Source organism: Amycolatopsis arida (assembly GCF_900115565.1).
Lineage (GTDB): Bacteria > Actinomycetota > Actinomycetes > Mycobacteriales > Pseudonocardiaceae > Yuhushiella > Yuhushiella arida.
Genome location: NZ_FOWW01000001.1, coordinates 537,985 through 554,687, shown reverse-complemented (window position 1 = coordinate 554,687; position 16,703 = coordinate 537,985). Strand labels below are relative to the sequence as shown.

The 16,703-nt window shown below is 72.7% G+C and carries 14 protein-coding genes and 2 pseudogenes; 8 read left to right on the top strand and 8 right to left on the bottom strand.

The window, feature by feature from the left end; all coding sequences use genetic code 11:
- Nucleotides 1–159: 159 nt before the first annotated feature.
- Together BM051_RS02655 and BM051_RS02650 are read right to left on the bottom strand one after the other, a co-directional pair.
- A complete protein-coding gene (locus BM051_RS02655; protein ID WP_092527355.1) occupies nt 160–339 on the bottom strand; it encodes a hypothetical protein in 180 nt (59 codons plus the stop codon).
- Between the two features lie 80 nt (nt 340–419).
- Complete coding sequence (locus BM051_RS02650; RefSeq protein ID WP_092527353.1) at nt 420–1,409, bottom strand: ABC transporter substrate-binding protein; 990 nt, start codon at nt 1,407–1,409, stop codon at nt 420–422.
- A 227-nt stretch (nt 1,410–1,636) separates the two neighbouring features.
- On the opposite strand from BM051_RS02650, the gene BM051_RS02645 reads away from it, so the two are divergent.
- Nucleotides 1,637–2,206 carry a TetR/AcrR family transcriptional regulator gene (locus BM051_RS02645; RefSeq protein ID WP_092527337.1) on the top strand — a complete coding sequence of 190 codons (570 nt, stop codon included), beginning with the start codon at nt 1,637–1,639 and terminating at the stop codon, nt 2,204–2,206.
- Between the two features lie 171 nt (nt 2,207–2,377).
- On the opposite strand, the pseudogene BM051_RS02640 reads toward BM051_RS02645, so the two are convergent.
- A pseudogene (locus tag BM051_RS02640) lies at nt 2,378–3,584 on the bottom strand (IS110 family RNA-guided transposase).
- A gap of 228 nt (nt 3,585–3,812) precedes the next feature.
- On the opposite strand from BM051_RS02640, the pseudogene BM051_RS02635 reads away from it, so the two are divergent.
- The 6 genes and pseudogenes from BM051_RS02635 to BM051_RS02610 form a co-directional block, all read left to right on the top strand.
- Nucleotides 3,813–4,070, top strand: a pseudogene (locus BM051_RS02635) (DMT family transporter); the annotation flags it as partial.
- Between the two features lie 111 nt (nt 4,071–4,181).
- Complete coding sequence (locus BM051_RS02630) at nt 4,182–5,048, top strand: SDR family oxidoreductase (protein WP_092527331.1); 867 nt, start codon at nt 4,182–4,184, stop codon at nt 5,046–5,048.
- A gap of 98 nt (nt 5,049–5,146) precedes the next feature.
- A complete protein-coding gene (locus tag BM051_RS02625) occupies nt 5,147–6,205 on the top strand; it encodes an alpha/beta fold hydrolase (RefSeq protein ID WP_092527328.1) in 1,059 nt (352 codons plus the stop codon).
- A gap of 162 nt (nt 6,206–6,367) precedes the next feature.
- Nucleotides 6,368–7,345: a LysR family transcriptional regulator gene (locus BM051_RS02620; RefSeq protein WP_092527325.1), complete on the top strand. Its 978-nt coding sequence runs from the start codon at nt 6,368–6,370 to the stop codon at nt 7,343–7,345.
- 49 nt (nt 7,346–7,394) lie between these two features.
- Nucleotides 7,395–7,634: a hypothetical protein gene (locus BM051_RS02615; RefSeq protein ID WP_092527322.1), complete on the top strand. Its 240-nt coding sequence runs from the start codon at nt 7,395–7,397 to the stop codon at nt 7,632–7,634.
- Nucleotides 7,635–7,737: 103 nt separating this feature from the next.
- Complete coding sequence (locus BM051_RS02610; protein ID WP_092527320.1) at nt 7,738–8,109, top strand: glyoxalase superfamily protein; 372 nt, start codon at nt 7,738–7,740, stop codon at nt 8,107–8,109.
- Nucleotides 8,110–8,118: 9 nt separating this feature from the next.
- On the opposite strand, the gene BM051_RS02605 is transcribed toward BM051_RS02610, so the two are convergent.
- Entirely contained in the window at nt 8,119–9,036 is a 918-nt protein-coding gene (locus tag BM051_RS02605; RefSeq protein WP_166677700.1) for a LysR family transcriptional regulator, read from the bottom strand.
- Nucleotides 9,037–9,126: 90 nt separating this feature from the next.
- Here BM051_RS02605 and BM051_RS02600 point away from each other — a divergent pair, with 90 nt between their 5' ends.
- On the top strand, nt 9,127–10,107 hold the full coding sequence (locus BM051_RS02600; protein ID WP_092527314.1) for an NADPH:quinone reductase: 981 nt from the start codon (nt 9,127–9,129) through the stop codon (nt 10,105–10,107).
- A gap of 1,351 nt (nt 10,108–11,458) precedes the next feature.
- On the opposite strand, the gene BM051_RS02585 is transcribed toward BM051_RS02600, so the two are convergent.
- From BM051_RS02585 to BM051_RS02570, 4 genes are all read right to left on the bottom strand, one after another.
- A complete protein-coding gene (locus tag BM051_RS02585; protein ID WP_092527308.1) occupies nt 11,459–12,670 on the bottom strand; it encodes an acyl-CoA dehydrogenase family protein in 1,212 nt (403 codons plus the stop codon).
- A 21-nt stretch (nt 12,671–12,691) separates the two neighbouring features.
- Nucleotides 12,692–13,987, bottom strand: coding sequence for an acyl-CoA dehydrogenase family protein (locus tag BM051_RS02580; RefSeq protein WP_092527305.1), 1,296 nt, complete (start codon nt 13,985–13,987; stop codon nt 12,692–12,694).
- A 121-nt stretch (nt 13,988–14,108) separates the two neighbouring features.
- Nucleotides 14,109–15,305: a low temperature requirement protein A gene (locus BM051_RS02575; protein ID WP_092527302.1), complete on the bottom strand. Its 1,197-nt coding sequence runs from the start codon at nt 15,303–15,305 to the stop codon at nt 14,109–14,111.
- A gap of 66 nt (nt 15,306–15,371) precedes the next feature.
- Nucleotides 15,372–16,592, bottom strand: coding sequence for a TetR/AcrR family transcriptional regulator (locus tag BM051_RS02570; protein WP_092527299.1), 1,221 nt, complete (start codon nt 16,590–16,592; stop codon nt 15,372–15,374).
- Between the last annotated feature and the right edge of the window lie 111 nt (nt 16,593–16,703).

Below are 16,703 nucleotides of genomic sequence, written 5' to 3'. Positions count from 1 at the left end.
CCGACTCGCGGCGGGTGGCACGGGTGCGCGGGCTGGTCGCGCACCGCGGCTTCCGGATGGCCGAGCACGACGGCGTGCCCGCCGGGGCCCTCCAGGCGGGCGAGCGGCCGGAGTACGTGCCGGCCGTGCCCGAGCGGCAGCTCCACGTCGGCCCGCTGATCACTTCCCGAGCGCACGGCGGCGCGGGATCGGCGGGGTGCTGTTCGACGACGCGCGGGCGGAGGCACGCCGGTGCGGAACCCGGTCGCCGCGGGTGGACCGCTGGGCCGGCGGTGCGGAGATCTCGTGCGGCAGCACGTCCGGCAGGGGTTCCGCCCGACGGTGGCGTTCGACGACCATGGCCGGTCCGGCCAGGTCCTCGAGCAGCGGCTCGACCGAGGCTCGTCCGAGGCTCGACCGAGTTTCGGCCTGGCAAGCCTTCAGGACGATGGTGGCGGCAGCAGCATCGGCGCGACGTCGAACCGCTCCTCCAGGATGCCGAACTGGTGCATCAGGTCCGCCACTCGCTGGATGCGGGTCGTGTCGAGGGTGGCGCGGAACTGGGGCATCGCGATCAGCGCGACGATGTCCGGGTCGACCTTGGCGGACTCGACGACGACCCGTTCGACCGCGGAGCGGTCCGAGGCGGCCCGGGTCGCGCGAATCATGGTCCGCTGCCACGCGCGCACCGTCGCGGGGTTGGCCGTGACCCACCGGGTGGTGGCGGCATAGGCGGTGAACGGCAGGTCCGCCGTGGGGCCGGTGGCGAGGTCGGCCAGCGGGGTGGCGCCGCTGGCGGTGACGGCCTGGGTGATGAACGGCTCGACCATCATCGCCGCGGTGATGTCCCCGCGTTCCAGGGCCGACGGCATGTCCGCGAAGCTCATCGGAACCCACTGGACGGAGCCGACGTCCACGCCCTGGGTGTTGAGGACGGACTTGACCATCAGGTCCGCCAGGGTGTTGACGGCGGGCACGGCGATCGTCGCACCCGTCAGGTCCGTGACCTGCCGCACCCGGCTCGTGGCGCTGGTGACGAGCATGGCGGTGTTCGGCGCGGCGCCGGAGTTGTCGGTCACGATCCGCAGATCCGCCGCACCCCTGGCCTGCGCGAGGATCACCGGCACGTAACTGGAGTACGCGAGATCGTAGTCCCCACCAATGAGGCCCGCCGTACTGGCCTGACCACTGGCGACGGTGATCACCTCGACGGAGCTGATTCCCTCGTCGCGGAAATAGCCTTCCTCGATCGCGAGATGCAGCGGAGCGACCTCGACCGACGGCAACACGGCCACCCGCAGCGCGGGTTTCTCCACGGCACCGCCGGCCGGTGCGGGTTCGCGGGCGGTGGTGTCGCCGAGCAGGGAGCAGGCGGCGAGAGCGGGCGCGAGCAGGGCAGCGGCGAACAAACGTGGCAAGCGTCTCGGCACGAAGAATCCCTGCCTTTGTCACACAGAAGGTGGAAGTGGGCCAGATTAGTGGCTCGGCGTGCCGGGGTCGATACGCCGTTCGCGCGTTTGCCGGTGCTGAATTCGGGAAATGAGATCGCTCCGGGAACGGTCGAATACGTACCACCAACATGCTGAGTCCGTTCCGAACGGCCACCGCAGGGGTTTCCCGGTCGAGCCGCGGCTATCCTGGCCGGTCGGAGGCTCTCATGGACGTGGTCAGCGGCACGGCGTCGGCGGACGGGCGGCGGGTGCGCGGCGAGCGCAAGCGCGCGGCGATCATCGCGGCGACGCTGCGCGTGGTGGAGCGCGACGGTGTGGCCAGCGTGACCCACCGGTCGGTCGCGGCGGAGGCCGGGGTGTCCACCGGGTCGGCGTCCTACTACTTCGCGACCTTGGACGACCTGCTGGTGGCCGCGCTGTCGGCGGCGGCGGAGGACTACGACCGGCAGCTGCGCCAGCTCGTCGCGAGCGGCTGCGACGAGCTGACGGCGGTCACTCGACTGATCGCCATGTCGGCGGGGTCGGGGAGGACCCGGGCGCTGGCCGAGCGCGAGCTGAACCTGCTGGCGGCGCGGCGGCCCGCGCTGCGGCCGGTGGCCCGCCGGTGGCGCGACATGGTGGCCGGGGTCGCCCGCGGGCTGACCGCGGACGAGCTGGCGGTGCGCGAGGTGGTCGCGGCGGCCGACGGGATGTGTACCCAGCTTCTGCTGGGGGAGGTCGAGCTGACCGAGGGCGAGATCCTGGCCGTGCTGCGCCGCGCGCTGCGGGCCGGCTGAGCACTCGCGACTAGTTGGACATCAGTTCAACTTCTAGCTACACTCCAACTAGTTGAACAAATGTTGTGCCAGGAGGTGGCCGTGGCCTACGTCTTCTTGGTGGGCGCGATCCTCTCCGAGTTGATCGGGGCGATGGCCACCCGCTTCTCGGGGGGTGTCCCTATGTGGTTGTCAAGCCGCAACCGGGGCGGGTGTGGTCTCGGGGTGGCGGTAGTGAGTCTTGTTGCGGAGCATGGCGAACAGGACGTCGCAGCGGCGCCGGGCCAGGCAGATCAGTGCGGCGTTGTGCTTCTTCCCCTGGTCACGTTTTCGCTGGTAGTAGGCTCTGCTGGTTGGGTCGGACAAGGCGGCGAACGCTGCGAGGAAGAACGCCCGTTTGAGTTTGCGGTTGCCGGTGCGGGGCCGGGTGTTCGCCCTTGATCGAGGAGCCTGAACTGCGGGTGACCGGGGCGATGCCGGCGTAGGCGGCCAGGTGACCGGAGGTCTTGAAGCCCGTGGCGTCGCCGATCTCCAGCAGGATGCGGGCTGCGGTCCTGACGCCGATGCCGGGCATCGAGGTCAGGACCCCGGCGAGAGGGTGTGCATCGAGTATCCCTTCGACCTCGGCGGCGACCTGTTTGCGTTGCAGGAGGACGGTTTTCAGGCTGTCGGCCAGGCGGGGCAGCACGGTGTTCGCCGCAGTCGTTCCCGGGACGACGACGGTCTGCTCCTCCAGGGCGGCCAGGATCGCCGCGACCAGTTTGTCCCCCATCCTCGGTGCGTGTGCGGTGGCGATCGTGGTCAGCTTGCGGCGACCGGCGGCGCGGATGCCGGTCGGGCCGCCGCATCGGGACAGGATCTCCAGCACTGCCGGGTGACTGATCTTCGGGCCGATGGCGCGTTCCAGGGCGGGGTGGACGCCGGTGAGCAGGCCGCGGATGCGGTTGGCGATCCGGGTGGCTTCGCCGGCGAGGTCGTCGTCGAAGCCGACCAGCACGTCCAGCTCGGCCAGGGCGTCGTCGCCGACGTCCACCGGGCGCAGCGTGTGCGGCAGCGAGCGCGCCGCGTCGGCGATGACGAATGCGTCCCGGGCATCGGTTTTCGCCCGGCCCGGATAGAGGTCGGCGATGCGACGCATGGCCAGGCCGGGCAGGTACGCCACCCGGTGGCCTGCCGCGCGGGCCACCGCGACCGGCAGCGCGCCGATCGTGGCCGGTTGATCGACCACCACCAGCAGGGGGCCGTGCGCGGCAAGTTTGTCGAACAGCGCTCGCAGCTTCGGCTCGCTGTTGGGCAGCGGCCCGTCGTGTAGCCGCTTCCCGGCAGGGTCCAGGCCGACGGCGTGGTGCTCACCCTTGCCGACATCCAGGCCGAGAAACACCTGGTAACCGCTGGTCATCTGTCATGCCGTTCGTCCGTCGCGGGTGGTCACCGGTCAGGCATCGACGGCCGGCAACCACGTTACGACGAGACCTGCCCGGCGGGCGGCCGTGTCCCTATCAGCGGTCCGGCGATGCCACCAGGTCCGGTGACACCACCCCCCGGATCATGCGTGCGACTGGGGGCATCAGTCATGCCGGACCTGGCGACCACGACTCCTTGATCAGGAGCTACGAAAAAGGTAACGGGGTTCAGCAAGGTGGTGCCGTCCGCGGTGGCCGTGGTGGGCGTGCTCGGCGCGTACGTGCTGCTGTCGTTCGCCCTGGAGCGCGGGATGACGATCGGCGTCGCGTACGGGATCTGGGCGGCGGTCGGGGTCGCGCTGGTCGCGGTGATCGGCGTGGTCGCGCTCGGGGATCGGATGACGCTGGTGCAGGTGGGTGGCATCGTGCTGGTCATCGGCGGCGTGCTGGCCCTGGAGCTCGGTGCCGCCGCGACCCATTGACAGAGTTCACCGAGACCCCCCCCTGGCGGGGTCTGGTGCCGGCGCCGGTTCCGCGTCATCATGAACCAGTTGGCACACTGCCAACAGTGCGACGGTGAAGGGAGCCGGGGAATGGGACGGCAACGGCGCTCGCTGCGCGAGCTGGTGGTCGTGGTGACCGGTGGGGCACAGGGCATCGGGGCGAGGACCGCCGCGGCCCTGGTCCGCGCGGGTGCCAAGGTGGTGATCGGCGACCTGGACCAGGTGCTGGCGGAGAAGACCGCGGCCGAGGTCGGCGGCGACACCCTCGCCCTGCCACTCGACGTCACCGACATCGCCGGCTTCACCGCGTTCCTCGACGAGGTGGAGCGCCGCCGTGGGCCGATCGACGTGCTGATCAACAACGCCGGCATCATGCCGCTCGGCACCCTCGAGGAGGAGGACGACGCCAAGACCCGGCGGCAGCTGGAGATCAACCTGCACGCCGTGATCCACGGCACCCGCGAGGCGGTCCGGCGGATGCGGCCGCGGGGCACCGGGCACATCGTCAACGTCGCGTCGATGGCCGGCAGGGCGGGCTTCCCCGGCGGGGCCACCTACTGCGCCACGAAGCACGGGGTGGTGGGGCTGTCCGAGTCCGTGCGGCTGGAGCTGCGCGGCACCGGCGTCGAGGTCTCCTGCGTGATGCCCGCCGTGGTGCGCACCGAGCTGGCCGCCGGCATCGGCGAGGCCAAGCTGATCAAGTCGGTGCTCCCCGAGGAGGTGGCCGCGGCCATCGTCGACGTCCTGCGCCGGCCGAGGTTCGACGTGTTCGTGCCCGCGACACTCAGCGTGATGGAGCGGATCGTCCGGTTGCTGCCGCGCTCGGCCGGCGAGTGGGTCGCCCACACCCTCGGCGGCGACCAGATCCTGCTCTCCGCCGCGCACTCCAGCGCGCGGGCCGGCTACGAGGCGCGGGCCGCGGAGAGCGCGCCGGCCGCGGACGCCGAGCGGGGGTGACCCGCGCCACCGACGTCCGATGTAGACAGCGGCTTGAGTGCCGCCCTTCCAGCGGGCAGGATGCTTCCGGACGGGACGCAGCGGAAGGGAGGGCGGCGATGGGCTCGCCACCGGCACGGCTGGCCGCCGCGGCGTCGAACGTGGTGGCCAAGGTGCTCGGTGGAGGCGTCGCCGACCTGCGGCCCATGCCCCGCGTGCTGATCGACCAGGGCCCCAACCGCTCGGTGTACCGGATGGCGCCGGGCGAGGCGCCATCGTCGGGACCGCCCGTGTTGCTGGTGCCCCCGCTGGCCGCGCCGGCGCTGTGCTTCGACCTGCGCCGCGGGTGCAGCCTCGCCGAGCACCTGGTGGACGGCGGCCGGCGAACCTACCTGGTCGACTACGGCAACGTGGCGTTCTCCGACCGGCGGCTCGGCGTCGAGCACTGGATCGACGAGGTGCTGCCCCGGGCGATCCGCAGGGCGAGCGAGGACGCGGGCGGGCAGGGCGTGCACCTGGTCGCGTGGTGCCTCGGCGGGATCTTCTCCCTGCTCACCACCGCCGACCAGTCGGACCTGCCGGTAGAGTCGATCGTCACGGTCGCCTCGCCGGTGGACTTCACCGCGATCCCGCTGGTCGCGCCGTTCCGGCCGCTGGTCGACATCACCGGCGGCTACCTGCTGACGCCGTTCTACCGGCTGCTCGGCGGAGCACCGTCCTACGTGGTGAGCCGGGTGTTCCGAGCGACCGGGATCGACAAGGAGATCACCAAGCCGCTGGCGATCCTGAAGAACCTGGACGACCGTGACTTCCTCGCCCAGATCGAGGCGGTCGACCACTTCATGGACAACATGGTCGCCTACCCCGGGCGCACGTTCGGTCAGCTCTACCACCGGTTCTTCCGGGCGAACGACCTCGCCGAGGGCACCGTGGACCTCGGCGGGCGGATCATCGCGCTGTCCGGGGTGAAGGTGCCGGCGCTGGTGATCGCCGGCGAGGGGGACGGGATCGCGCCGCGCCCGGCCGTGGAGCGCCTGGTGGGGCTGCTGGAGAACGCCCCTTCGGTGCGCTTCGAGGTGGCGCCGGGTGGACATCTCGGCGTGCTCACCGGTCGCCGCGCCCGCGCCACGACCTGGACCTACATCGACCGGTTCCTCGACGAGCGGTTCGCCCGCTGACCCGCCCCCAGCCGTACCACCAAGGCCCCGCAGCGCGACGGTGGGCGAAGCCCGCGCGGTAGGGGAGCACTCGCGGTGGGCCGGGCGGGGCGGGGGATTTGTCGGGATCACCAACTTTTGGCGCTGGTCGGCCCTCGCGAGCGCGGGGTATCAACTCGGGTTATGGCGGAGTTGGAACTGCGACACCTGCGCACGGTCTGCGCCATCGCCGAGACGGGCAGCCTGACCAGGGCAGCCGCGCGGCTGGGGTTGACCCAGCCGGCGCTCAGCGCGCAGCTCCGGTGCCTCGAGACGATCATGGGCGGCACGTTGTTCGAGCGCAGCTCGACGGGGAGCACGCTCACCGCGCTGGGTCGGCACGTGGTGGGCACGGCGCGGACCGTGCTCGACGACGTGGAGCAGCTGGTCGACCTCGCCCGCGACCAGGCGCGCGCGGAGGAGCGGGAGCCGGTGGTGGTCGGCGCGGTGCCGGCCTCGTTCGTCGGCCGGCTGGCGGCCCGGCTGCGCGGGTGCCTGCCAGTGGGTGGCGTGCGGACCAGGACGGTGGTGTCGTCGGCGCGGCTGTGGGACGAGCTCGCCGCCGGGCGGGTGCAGGTGGCCGTGCTGGAGCGCGGAACGGAAACGTCCCTTCCGGACGTGGAAGTGTTCCCGCTGGTCGACGAACCGCAGTTCGTGGCCCTCGCCGCGCACGACCCGCTGGCCAGGCGCGCGGAGGTCGAGCTGCGCGAGCTCGCCGACCGCGACTGGGTGGTGCCGCTCGACGAGCGGAACGGGCTGCGCCCGCCGCGGCGGGCGGTATGCGCGGCGGCCGGTTTCGTGCCGCGACGCACGCACCGGGTCGACGACGGCGCGGCCGCGTGGTCGCTGGTCGAGCGGGGCGCCGTGTGCTTCGCCGCCCCGACCGCCCCCGCGACCGCCGACGTGGTGCTGCGCCCACTGGCCGGGCCGCTGGTGGCGCCGCTGGTTCTCGCGGTGCGCGTGGACGGGGTGCTGGCCGGTCGGGCGGGGGAGGTGTACCGGTGCGCCGCCGCGGCCTGCGCGTCGGTGATCGGCCGGAATCCGGACCACGCCGGTTGGTGGGCCGACCACCCGGAGGCCCCCGCCGACCTGGACGGCGCCCTGCGCGCCCCGACCCGGTAGGTTTGTGGGTTTCGACGTGGGTGGGACGAGATGACGGGAGCGCGGTGAGATGGCGTGGTGGATCTGGGTGGTGGGGGTTCTCGTGCTGCTGCTCGTGGTGGCGGCGATCGTCGACCGGCGGGACGCGCGGCGTGGTGGCACGCGGAGGATCCTCATGCCGGGGTGGCTCGAGCGCCGCGGCCGGGGTGCGATGGGCACGCAGCCGGTGGCGTGGGACGCCGAGGACTACCGCCCCAGGTCGCCGCGCGAGCGGGACGAGGACGAGCGCCGCCGCCGTCCCGGCCACTGACCCCTTGCCCGCGCGGCCCGAAACTGTCGGGGGTGCCCGCTAGCGTTCCTTTCCGAGGCCTCCGACGAGGGGCCGTGTGGGGAATCTCCGGAAAGGACACGCCATGGACCTGAAGCTGGAGCTGGTCGCGGTGCCCGTCACCGACGTCGACCGGGCGAAGAAGTTCTACGCCGAGCAGGTCGGCTTCGTCGTCGACCACGACCACACCGTCAGCGAGGAGATCCGGTTCGTTCAGCTCACCCCACCCGGGTCGGCGTGCTCGATCGCCATCGGCAGGGGGGTCACCGACGCCGCGCCCGGGTCGGTGCAGGGGTTGCAGCTGGTCGTGTCGGACGCCGACGCCGCCCGTGCCGAGCTGCGCGACCGGGGCGTCGAGGTCAGCGACGTGCAGGAGTACCCGTGGGGGAGGTTCGTCTTCTTCGCCGACCCCGACGGCAACAAGTGGGCGATCCAGCAGCTCCCGCCCCGCGAGTGACAACGCCGGTCAGCGGGGCGCGGTGGTCCCGGCCGCCGCCGCGAGGTGTGCGATCGCGTCGGTGACCAGCGAGGCGTGCTCGCGCTCCGGCGCCGGCCGGTGCGCCACCCAGAGGTGCCGGGCGAGTGGGTCGTCCGCGATCGGGAGCACGCGGACCTCGGGCGGGCGCGCCGGCAGCGCCAGCTCGGGAACGAGCGCGACGCCGAACCCGGCGCCGACCATGCCGCACACCGTGGCGAAGTCGCCGAGGTTCAGCCGCACCCGTGGCTCGAACCCGGCGCCGTGGCAGGCGTGCAGCGTCGCCATGGTGCACACGGCCCCCGGCTGCCCGACGATCCATGGCTCGTCGGCCAGTTCCGTCAGTGCCACGGAGTTCCGGCCGGCGAGTGGGTGGTCGGGCGGGACCACGACACGCAGCGGGTCCCGCGCGATTCGTGCCACCCGCACCGCCGGCACCGCCGGTTGTGGCGCGCCGTCGTAGCTGAAGCCGACCGCGATGTCCACGTCGCCGGCGGTGAGCAGGTCGAGCGCGTCCGGGGGCTCGACCTCGGTGAGCGAGAGCCGCAGCCGCGGGTGCCGTGCGCGCAGGGTGGTGAACGCCCGGGGGAGCAGCGTCCGCCCGGCGCTGGTGAAGGCCGCCACGCGCAGCGGGCCGAGATACTCGCGAGCGAGGTTCTTGATGGTCGCCTCGGCCACGTCGAGGCGGGCCAGCACGTCGGTGGCGAGGGCGAGCAGGGCCCGCCCGGCCTCGGTCAGCCGCACACCGCGCGAGGTGCGTTCCAGGAGGGTGGTTCCGAGGTCACGTTCGAGCGCGGCGATCTGCTGGGACACCGCCGGCGGGGTGAAGGCGAGCTGCTCGGCGGCGCGGGCGAGGGAGCCCGCGGCCGCCACGGTGGTGAAGGTGCGAAGTCGGCGCGGGTCCAGCATTAAGCCCAGCTTTCGGTTCCGGTTGTCAGACGTAACTTCCCATGCCGGCGGTGGGGGCGCAAGCATGGTCCCGAGCAGAAGGTGAGGGACATGCGAGCGGTGACCTATCGCCGGCTGGGGCCGGCGGACGAGGTGTTGCGGGTCGAGGAGTTGGACGAGCCACGGCCGGCACCCGGTGAGGTCCGGGTCCGGGTGCGGATTTCCGGGGTGAACCCGACCGACGTGCTGGCGCGAGCCGGGGGCGCGGGCAGGCGGATGCCGTTCGACGTGGTGACGCCGCATCACGACGGTGCGGGGGTGATCGACGCGGTCGGCGACGGTGTCGACCGTGACCGGGTCGGGCAGCGGGTGTGGGTGTACCTGGCGGCCGCGGGGCGGCCGAACGGCACCGCCGCGGAGTGGGTGACCGTTCCGGCCCGGCAGGCCGTGCCGCTGCCCGCCGGGGTGGACGCCGGGTTGGCCGCGAGCCTGGGCATTCCGGCGATGACCGCACACCGGGCGCTGTTCGGCGACGGCCCGATCGAGGGGGCCACCGTGCTGGTCTCCGGTGGTGCCGGGTCGGTCGGGCACTTCGCCATCGAGCTCGCCCGCCGGGCCGGCGCCGTCGTCGTCGCGACTGTGTCTACTTCGGACAAGGCGCGGTCGGCGAAGGCGGCGGGGGCCGATCTCGTGGTGAACTACCGCGATCCGGACGCCGCCGCGCAGGTGCGGTCGATCGCGCCGAACGGGGTGGACCGGGTGATCGAGGTGAACCTCCCGGCGAACGCCGCACTGGACCAGGACGTGCTCGCGCCGGGCGGAACGGTCGTGTGCTACTCCGCGCTCGGTGCCGTCGCCGAGCTCCCGGTGCGGCCCTGGATGTACCTCGACGCGACGATCCGGTTCCTGATCCTCTACCGGGCGCCGCTCGACGCGCTGGACCGCGCCGCGGCGGACATCACCGCGGCGTTGCGGGCTGACGCGTTGACCGCGCTGCCCGAGCAGCGGTTCCCGCTGGATCGCGTGGCCGAGGCTCACGCGGCGGTCGAGGCGGGGGTGACCGGCAAGGTCCTGTTGGAGCTGCCGGACTGAAGGCGCGCCCTGTGCTCATCGTCGGTGTTCCGAGGTCCGGGAACACCTCCCGGACCTCGGCGAACAGGATGGGGTGCCGCCCATGACCGAAGGCGACCACCGCGGACCAGAGCGTGTCCACCGCGGCGCGCAGCGGGTCCGGCTCGTGCGCGGAGAACAACACCGGGAAGGCCATCGCCTGTTGGAGACAGTTGTCCGTGGTGCCGTCCGGTGAGGTCACCAGGGTCTGCGGGACGGCCGGGTCGGAGAGCAACCGGTCCCAGACGCGCCGCTCGTCGTGGAACGGTGGTGGCAGGGACTCGCCCCGGTCCATCGCCGCGAGGGCGGCGGCGATCCACGGCACCTCGGTGAGCCGGGCTTCCGTACAGGCCCGCCGGGTCACCCAGTGGGCGACCTTCCGCTGGGTGGCCGCGTTCGCCTCGGCGAGGGCGTCGACGAGCGGCCGGTCCATCCGGGCCACGGCCAGTGCGTTGCCCCGCAGCTCGCGAAGCCGCGCACTGGGCAGCCGTCCGCCCCACGCGCGTTCCTCGGCCTCCCGCCGGGCACGTTCGACTTCGCGCCGCCGCTCCTCGTGGGCCCGCCGCTCGGCCGCGGCCCTCTCCTCCGGGCTCGGTGGTGGCGGCAGCGTGCGCGGGACGCCGTGCCAGTAGTGGGCCGTCCCGCTGGTCACCACGACCACGCGATCCGGTGCCGGAGGAGCCGGCCAGAACTGGAGGAGATACCGGTCGACCTCCGGCTCGTCGATCGTGCGGGTGTCCTGTGCACGGCCCTCGTCCATGCGCGTGCCGCAGTACCGAACCCGGTGGTCGGTCGGCTCCAGGCCGAGCGGCCAGCTCTGCTCCCCGCCCCAGGTGACCAGCGAGGCCGGCCCCACCGGTCGGAACGACGCCTCGACGACCTCCTCCCAGGCCTCGTCCACCGGCGGTGGTCCGTCGTGCACCTCCACCGCGAACCCCACATGCCCGGTGTGCAGGCCGGTGATCAGGAACAACGTTCCCGGCATCGCCGCGCCGCACAGCCCGTTCTCCTGCCCCCGGAAGCATGCGTGCGGATCCGGGTGGTCCGCCCCGCTCTCGACGTAGATCTGCCCGTAGTGCACCCACCCCTCGCCACGCAGCACGGTTCGCATCGCCACCCCCACTCGGCCACCGACATCGACCGCGCCATCATGGCGCAGGACTCCGACGGATTCGGCCAGGGCGAATGCCCGCTCCACGCACGTCGCCGCGGCGCAGGGTACTTCGTGTTTCCCGCGCTACCGCTCGGGGCGGCGGCGGTCGCCTCGATCCACCCGCGCCACCAGCACGCGGGTGACGGCCAGGATCACCGCGGCGTCAACCCCTGACCTCGGCTACCTCAGCTCCGCCGAGGTCTTGCCGAGCAGCCGCCGGGCCACGATGAGCTGCTGGATCTGTTGCGTGCCCTCGAAGATGTCCAGGATCTTCGCGTCCCGGCTCCACTTCTCCAGCAGCGACTCCTCGGTGTAGCCCACCGCGCCGGCGAGCTCGACGCAGCCCAGCGTGATGTCCACGACCGACCGTCCCGCCTTGGCCTTGGCCATCGACGCCTGCAGCGAGTTCGGCTCGCGGTTGTCCGCCATCCACGCCGACTCCAGGGTCAGCAGGTACGCCGCCTCGAAGTCGGCCTCCAGTCGGAGGTACTCGGCGGCCGCGGCGTGCTGGCCGTGCGCCGGCCGGTCGTAGTCCACCTCGATGCCCGCCTCGGCCAGGATCCGCGCCGTCTCCTCCAGCGCCGCGCGGGCCAAACCGACGGCCATCGCGGCCACCAGCGGCCGCGTGTTGTCGAAGGTCTGCATGACCCCGGCGAAGCCCTTTTTGGTGTCGATCTCCGGCGAGCCGAGCAGGTTCTCCTTCGGCACCCGGCAGTTGTCGAACCGCAGCACCGCGGTGTCCGACGCCCGGATCCCGAGCTTGTGCTCCACCCGCACGACCTCGAACCCGGGCGTGCCCTTCTCCACCACGAACGACTTGATCGCCGCGCGGCCCTTGCTCCTGTCCAGCGTCGCCCACACCACCACGGCGTCGGCCCGCTGCCCGGCCGTCACGAAGATCTTCTCGCCGTTGAGCACGTAGTGGTCGCCGTCCAGCCGCGCGGTCGTGGTGATGGCCGCCGAGTCCGACCCGCAGCCCGGCTCGGTGATCGCCATCGCCGCCCACACGTTGCCGAACCGGGCGAGCTGCTCGTCGTTGGCCACCGACGCGATCGCCGCGTTGCCCAGCCCCTGCCGCGGCATCGACAGCAGCAGCGCCACGTCGCCCCAGCACATCTCGATCGTGCCCAGCACCGTGAGCAGGTTGGCCCCGTTGCGGTTGCCGCCGCCGTCACCGTCGCCATCGGAGCGCCGCACCCCGGCCGCGCCCGCGCCGCCCTCGCCGGACGAGTTCAGCCCGTCCAGCAGCGCGGCGAGCATGTCCAGCTCCACCGGGTAGGTGTGCTCGGCCCGGTCGTACTTGCGCGAGATGGGCCGGAACACCTCGGCCGCGGCCTGCCGTGCCTGGTTGACCAGTGCGGTGGCCTTCTTGGGAGTCTCCAGGTTGATCATGAGAAAGCCTTTCGAGGAAAGTCAGAGGAGGACGGCGCCTTCCATCACGCCCACCGCACGCAGGTCGCGGTACCACCGCTCCACCGGGTGCTCCTTGATGTACCCGTGCCCGCCGAGCAGCTGCACGCCCGCGTTGCCGATCCGCATGCCCTTCTCGGTCGCCAGCCGCCGGGCCAGCGCCACCTCGCGGGCGTACGGCCGGCCCCGCTCGGCCCTGGCCGCCGCGCGCAGCGTCACCAGCCGCAGCCCCTCCAGCTCGATCGCGATGTCGGCCACGCCGAACGCCACCGCCTGCCGGTGGCTGATCGGCTCGCCGAACGCCTCCCGCTCGTTGACGTAGGGCACCACGTAGTCGAGCACGGCCTTCGCGGTGCCCGTCGCCAGCGCCGCCCAGCCCAGCCGGGACAGCCGCACCACCTCGGCGAACACCTCCGCGCTGCCGCCGCCGAGCAGCGCGCCGGCCGGCAGCGCCACCTTCTCCAGGTGGAGCTTGCCGGTGCCCGCCGCGCGCAGCCCCATCGCCGGCTCGGTCTCGACGGTCACGCCAGGGTTGCCCGACTCCACGATGAACAGCGCCGGCCCGCGTCCCTCGAGGTCGGCCGACACCACGAACAGCTCGGCCTGCGCGGCCCTCGGCACCAGCGACTTCACCCCGTCCAGCTGGTAGCCCTTCGGCGTCCGCCGCGCCCGCGTGCTGGGCTTGAACGGGTCGAACATCGGCACCCGCTCCTGCAGCGCCAGCGCGGCGGCCGGCACGTTCTCCCCGACGAACGCCGGCAGGTACGTCGCCTGCTGCTCGGCGTCACCCCACTGCACCAGCGCGGTGCTCACCGCCGACGGCGCCAGCACGGCCACCGCCAGCCCGAGGTCGCCGTGCGCGAGTGCCTCGGCCACCAGTGCTCCGGTGACCACCGACCGCTCGGTGCCGACGCCGCCCAGCTCCTCGGGAATACCGACCAGGCTCACCCCGAGCTCGGCGGCCCGGCTGAGCAGCCCCTCGGGCGCCTGCAGCTTGGCGTCGGCATCCGCCGCGGCCGGCCGGAGCTGCTCGGCGGCGAACTCGGCGACCGTCTCCACGATGAGCTGCTGGTCCTCGGTGGGGGTGAGGTCGAACAGCCCGGTGTCCTCGGTCGGCGCCAGGCGCACCGGCTGGCCCAGCCGCCGCGCCGCCCGGAACGACCGGCTCGCCGCGCCGGCCGCCCGGAAGCCGGTGCGGGTGCCCGCGGTGACCAGGTTCTGCACGGGCTCGCGCAGCCCCACGCGGTCGATCACCTTGCTGCCCGCCAGCTTCGTCAGCGCGGCGAGGCCCAGGCCCATGGCGTCACGTTTCCTCTGTGGGGCAACCATCGGCGCGTCTCCCATCAGCCGGATCCCGGCTCCGCTTACCTACTCGTGAGTAGGTTAGCAGAATATCCACCCGATCGGGTCAACGCCTTCGTTACTGCCCGGCGGTGAGCATTGTCCGTCGCCGCTCGCCGAACCGCACCCGCTCGAAGCTGATCAAGCCGACCATGACCCCCGTGACCACCACCACGAGCACCGCGGCCGGGACCAGCTCGAGCAGCGGTGCGCCGGCGAGCAGCAGCCCGGCCACCACCAGCCGCTGGACGTTCCACGTGCCCTGGTTGCGCCGGCGCAGCGCGCTCAGCGTCACCAGGTACAGCGCGAGGCCACCGGCGAGCGCCCACAGGGGCAGCCCGTGCAGCGCCTCGGCGGGGCCGTGGTGGTCCCGGTCGGCCACGTACAGCAGCGCCTTCTTCATTCCCAGCGCGACCAGCACGATGCCGGTGATCAGCGGCAGGTGCAGGTAGGTGTAGGAGTCGGTGGCCAGCCTCACCCGCTCCAGGCCGGTCGCGGCGGCCAGCCGCCGCTCGGCCAGCTTGGCCACGACATCGAAGTACACCCACCACATGCTCGCCGCGAGCACCAGGCCGCACACCGCGGTGAGCACCACCGGCCAGGAGATCGGCAGCGTGCCGATGCCCACGCCGATCGCCACGATCGACTCGCCGAGCGCGACGATGACGATCAGCCCGAACCGCTCCGCGAAGTGCGCGGGCGCCGGCACCTGCCAGCCCCGCGCGCCGGCGGCCCGCACGCCGACGTAGTCGATCAGCAGCGCCACCACCCACAGCGCGAGCTGTACCCCACCGGTGGTGAACGCGGCACCGGCCAGGATCAGCGCGCCGCACAGTCCTGGCGCCGTGCTGCGCAGCACCACCGACCGCAGCGCGGCGTCCTCGCGGGCGGCGCCGAGGTAGGCGGCCAGGTGCAGCACCCGCACCAGCAGGTAGCAGGACGCGAACAGCAGCGGCGCGTGCAGGCCGCCGGGGAAGTCGCCGAACGCCTCCGGGATGGCGAGCGCCACCAGGAACATCACGGCCATCGCGCCGAGCATCGCGAACCGGGCCAGCCCCTCGTCGGCCCGGACCGTGGTGCCCAGCCACGCGTAGCTGCACCAGCTCCACCACAGCACGGCCACCACCATCACGCCCTGGCCGAGGCCGAGCAGGTCGAGCCGGTCCGACATCAGCTGGACGGTCTGCGTGATGGCGTAGACGAACACGAGGTCGAAGAAGAGCTCGAGCGTGGTCACCCGGTGTCCTTGGGTGACCGCGGTCAGGCGTGGCGGCATGGGCGCTCCAGGGGTCGCGAGTGTTCGTACCTTGGCACGTTCGCGATCTCCCCGCGCGGCTTTGGGCTAATCGATATCGAGAACCGCGGTCATCAGGGTCACCAGCTCGTCGGGCAGTCGCGGCCGGGTGCGTACCCGCCTGGTGCGGGTGAGGTCGTTGGCGATGGTCAGCGCCGCGTGCACGGTGATCTTGGCCTCGCGCGCGTCCAGTGCGGGGTGCACGGCCGACAGCAGTCGCACCCACTGGGCGACGTAGTCCCGCTGCACCCGGATCAGCTCGGTCCGGTCCCGCTCGTCGACCACGGCGGTGGCCCGCCCGGAGAACGCCACCGACAGCTCGGCCGTGTCGGTGAGCGTGCGCACGTACGAGCGGGTCAGCCGGCGCAGCGCCTCCCGCTCGTCGGGCGGCGCGCTGGTCCGCAGCGCCTCCTCCGCCCCCAACGCCAGCCGCTCGGCCGCGCGCTGGCAGATCGCCGTCAGCAGGCTCGTCTTGCTGGGAAAGTGCCGGTACACGCTCGGCCCGGCGATCCCCGCGGCGGCGCCGATGTCCTCCATGCTCACCGCGTGGAAGCCGCGCCGGTGGAACAACTCGGTGGCGGCGGCCAGCACCTGCTCCCGCCGGGACGGCGCGGCCAGGCCCGGCCCCGGTGGCGCCGGCTCGCCGTTCGGCTCGGGCAGCCGCACGTGCAGCACCCGCAGGCCCAGCCGGACCAGCAGGTCGCAGAACCGCTTCTTGGCGACGCTGGTGCGGTGCACCGACACGCTGCCGAACACGCTCATCCCGGCCCAGCACAGCAGCTCGGCGTCGGCCTCGGACAGCTCCGGCCGCACCCGGCGCAGCACACCGGCCCACGCGGCGATCACCGCGCCGGACCGGCGGCGGATCTCCCGCCGGGCGTCCTCGGCCAGGTGCCGGCCCTCCCACCGCCACAGCGCCGCGGCCTCCCGCCGCTCGACCGACTTGCGGGCCAGCGTGCCGAGCAGCCGCTCCACCTGTCCCGGCGTGGGCACGCCGTCGCCGTCCAGCGCCTGCGCGGTGGCCTGCTCCATGTCCTCGATCCCGGCGAGCAGCACGTGGGCGAGGATCGACCGCTTGTCGCTGAAGTGCCGGTAGACCGCGGGACCGGTGACGCCGGCCGCCGCGGCGATCTCGTTGATCCCCACCGCGTGGTAGCCGCGGGCGCGGAACAGCTCCGCGGCGACGGCGGCGAGCTGGCGCTTGCGGTCGCGCGGCCGGCGGCCGCGGGTGAGGGGCGCAGCGGTCCCAACGGGGTCAACGGTGTCCATAGGTGAGCCCACTTTAGCCCCTGTCGTGTGGGTCGCAAGGCGTTGACAGCCTGGGGAAGCCGTGAGCTATGTTAATTGCAATTAGCACGAGCCGGCCGTTTGCGACACCAC

Coding starts and splice junctions, on each gene's coding strand:
- BM051_RS02620 (WP_092527325.1), top strand. CDS start 6,368: ATGGCGGAGTTGGAACTGCGACACCTGCGCACGGTCTGCGCCATCGCC.
- BM051_RS02600 (WP_092527314.1), top strand. CDS start 9,127: ATGCGAGCGGTGACCTATCGCCGGCTGGGGCCGGCGGACGAGGTGTTG.
- BM051_RS02630 (WP_092527331.1), top strand. CDS start 4,182: ATGGGACGGCAACGGCGCTCGCTGCGCGAGCTGGTGGTCGTGGTGACC.
- BM051_RS02615 (WP_092527322.1), top strand. CDS start 7,395: ATGGCGTGGTGGATCTGGGTGGTGGGGGTTCTCGTGCTGCTGCTCGTG.
- BM051_RS02585 (WP_092527308.1), bottom strand. CDS start 12,670: ATGATCAACCTGGAGACTCCCAAGAAGGCCACCGCACTGGTCAACCAG.
- BM051_RS02605 (WP_166677700.1), bottom strand. CDS start 9,036: ATGCTGGACCCGCGCCGACTTCGCACCTTCACCACCGTGGCGGCCGCG.
- BM051_RS02645 (WP_092527337.1), top strand. CDS start 1,637: ATGGACGTGGTCAGCGGCACGGCGTCGGCGGACGGGCGGCGGGTGCGC.
- BM051_RS02580 (WP_092527305.1), bottom strand. CDS start 13,987: ATGGGCCTGGGCCTCGCCGCGCTGACGAAGCTGGCGGGCAGCAAGGTG.
- BM051_RS02610 (WP_092527320.1), top strand. CDS start 7,738: ATGGACCTGAAGCTGGAGCTGGTCGCGGTGCCCGTCACCGACGTCGAC.
- BM051_RS02575 (WP_092527302.1), bottom strand. CDS start 15,305: ATGCCGCCACGCCTGACCGCGGTCACCCAAGGACACCGGGTGACCACG.
- BM051_RS02625 (WP_092527328.1), top strand. CDS start 5,147: ATGGGCTCGCCACCGGCACGGCTGGCCGCCGCGGCGTCGAACGTGGTG.
- BM051_RS02655 (WP_092527355.1), bottom strand. CDS start 339: ATGGTCGTCGAACGCCACCGTCGGGCGGAACCCCTGCCGGACGTGCTG.
- BM051_RS02570 (WP_092527299.1), bottom strand. CDS start 16,592: ATGGACACCGTTGACCCCGTTGGGACCGCTGCGCCCCTCACCCGCGGC.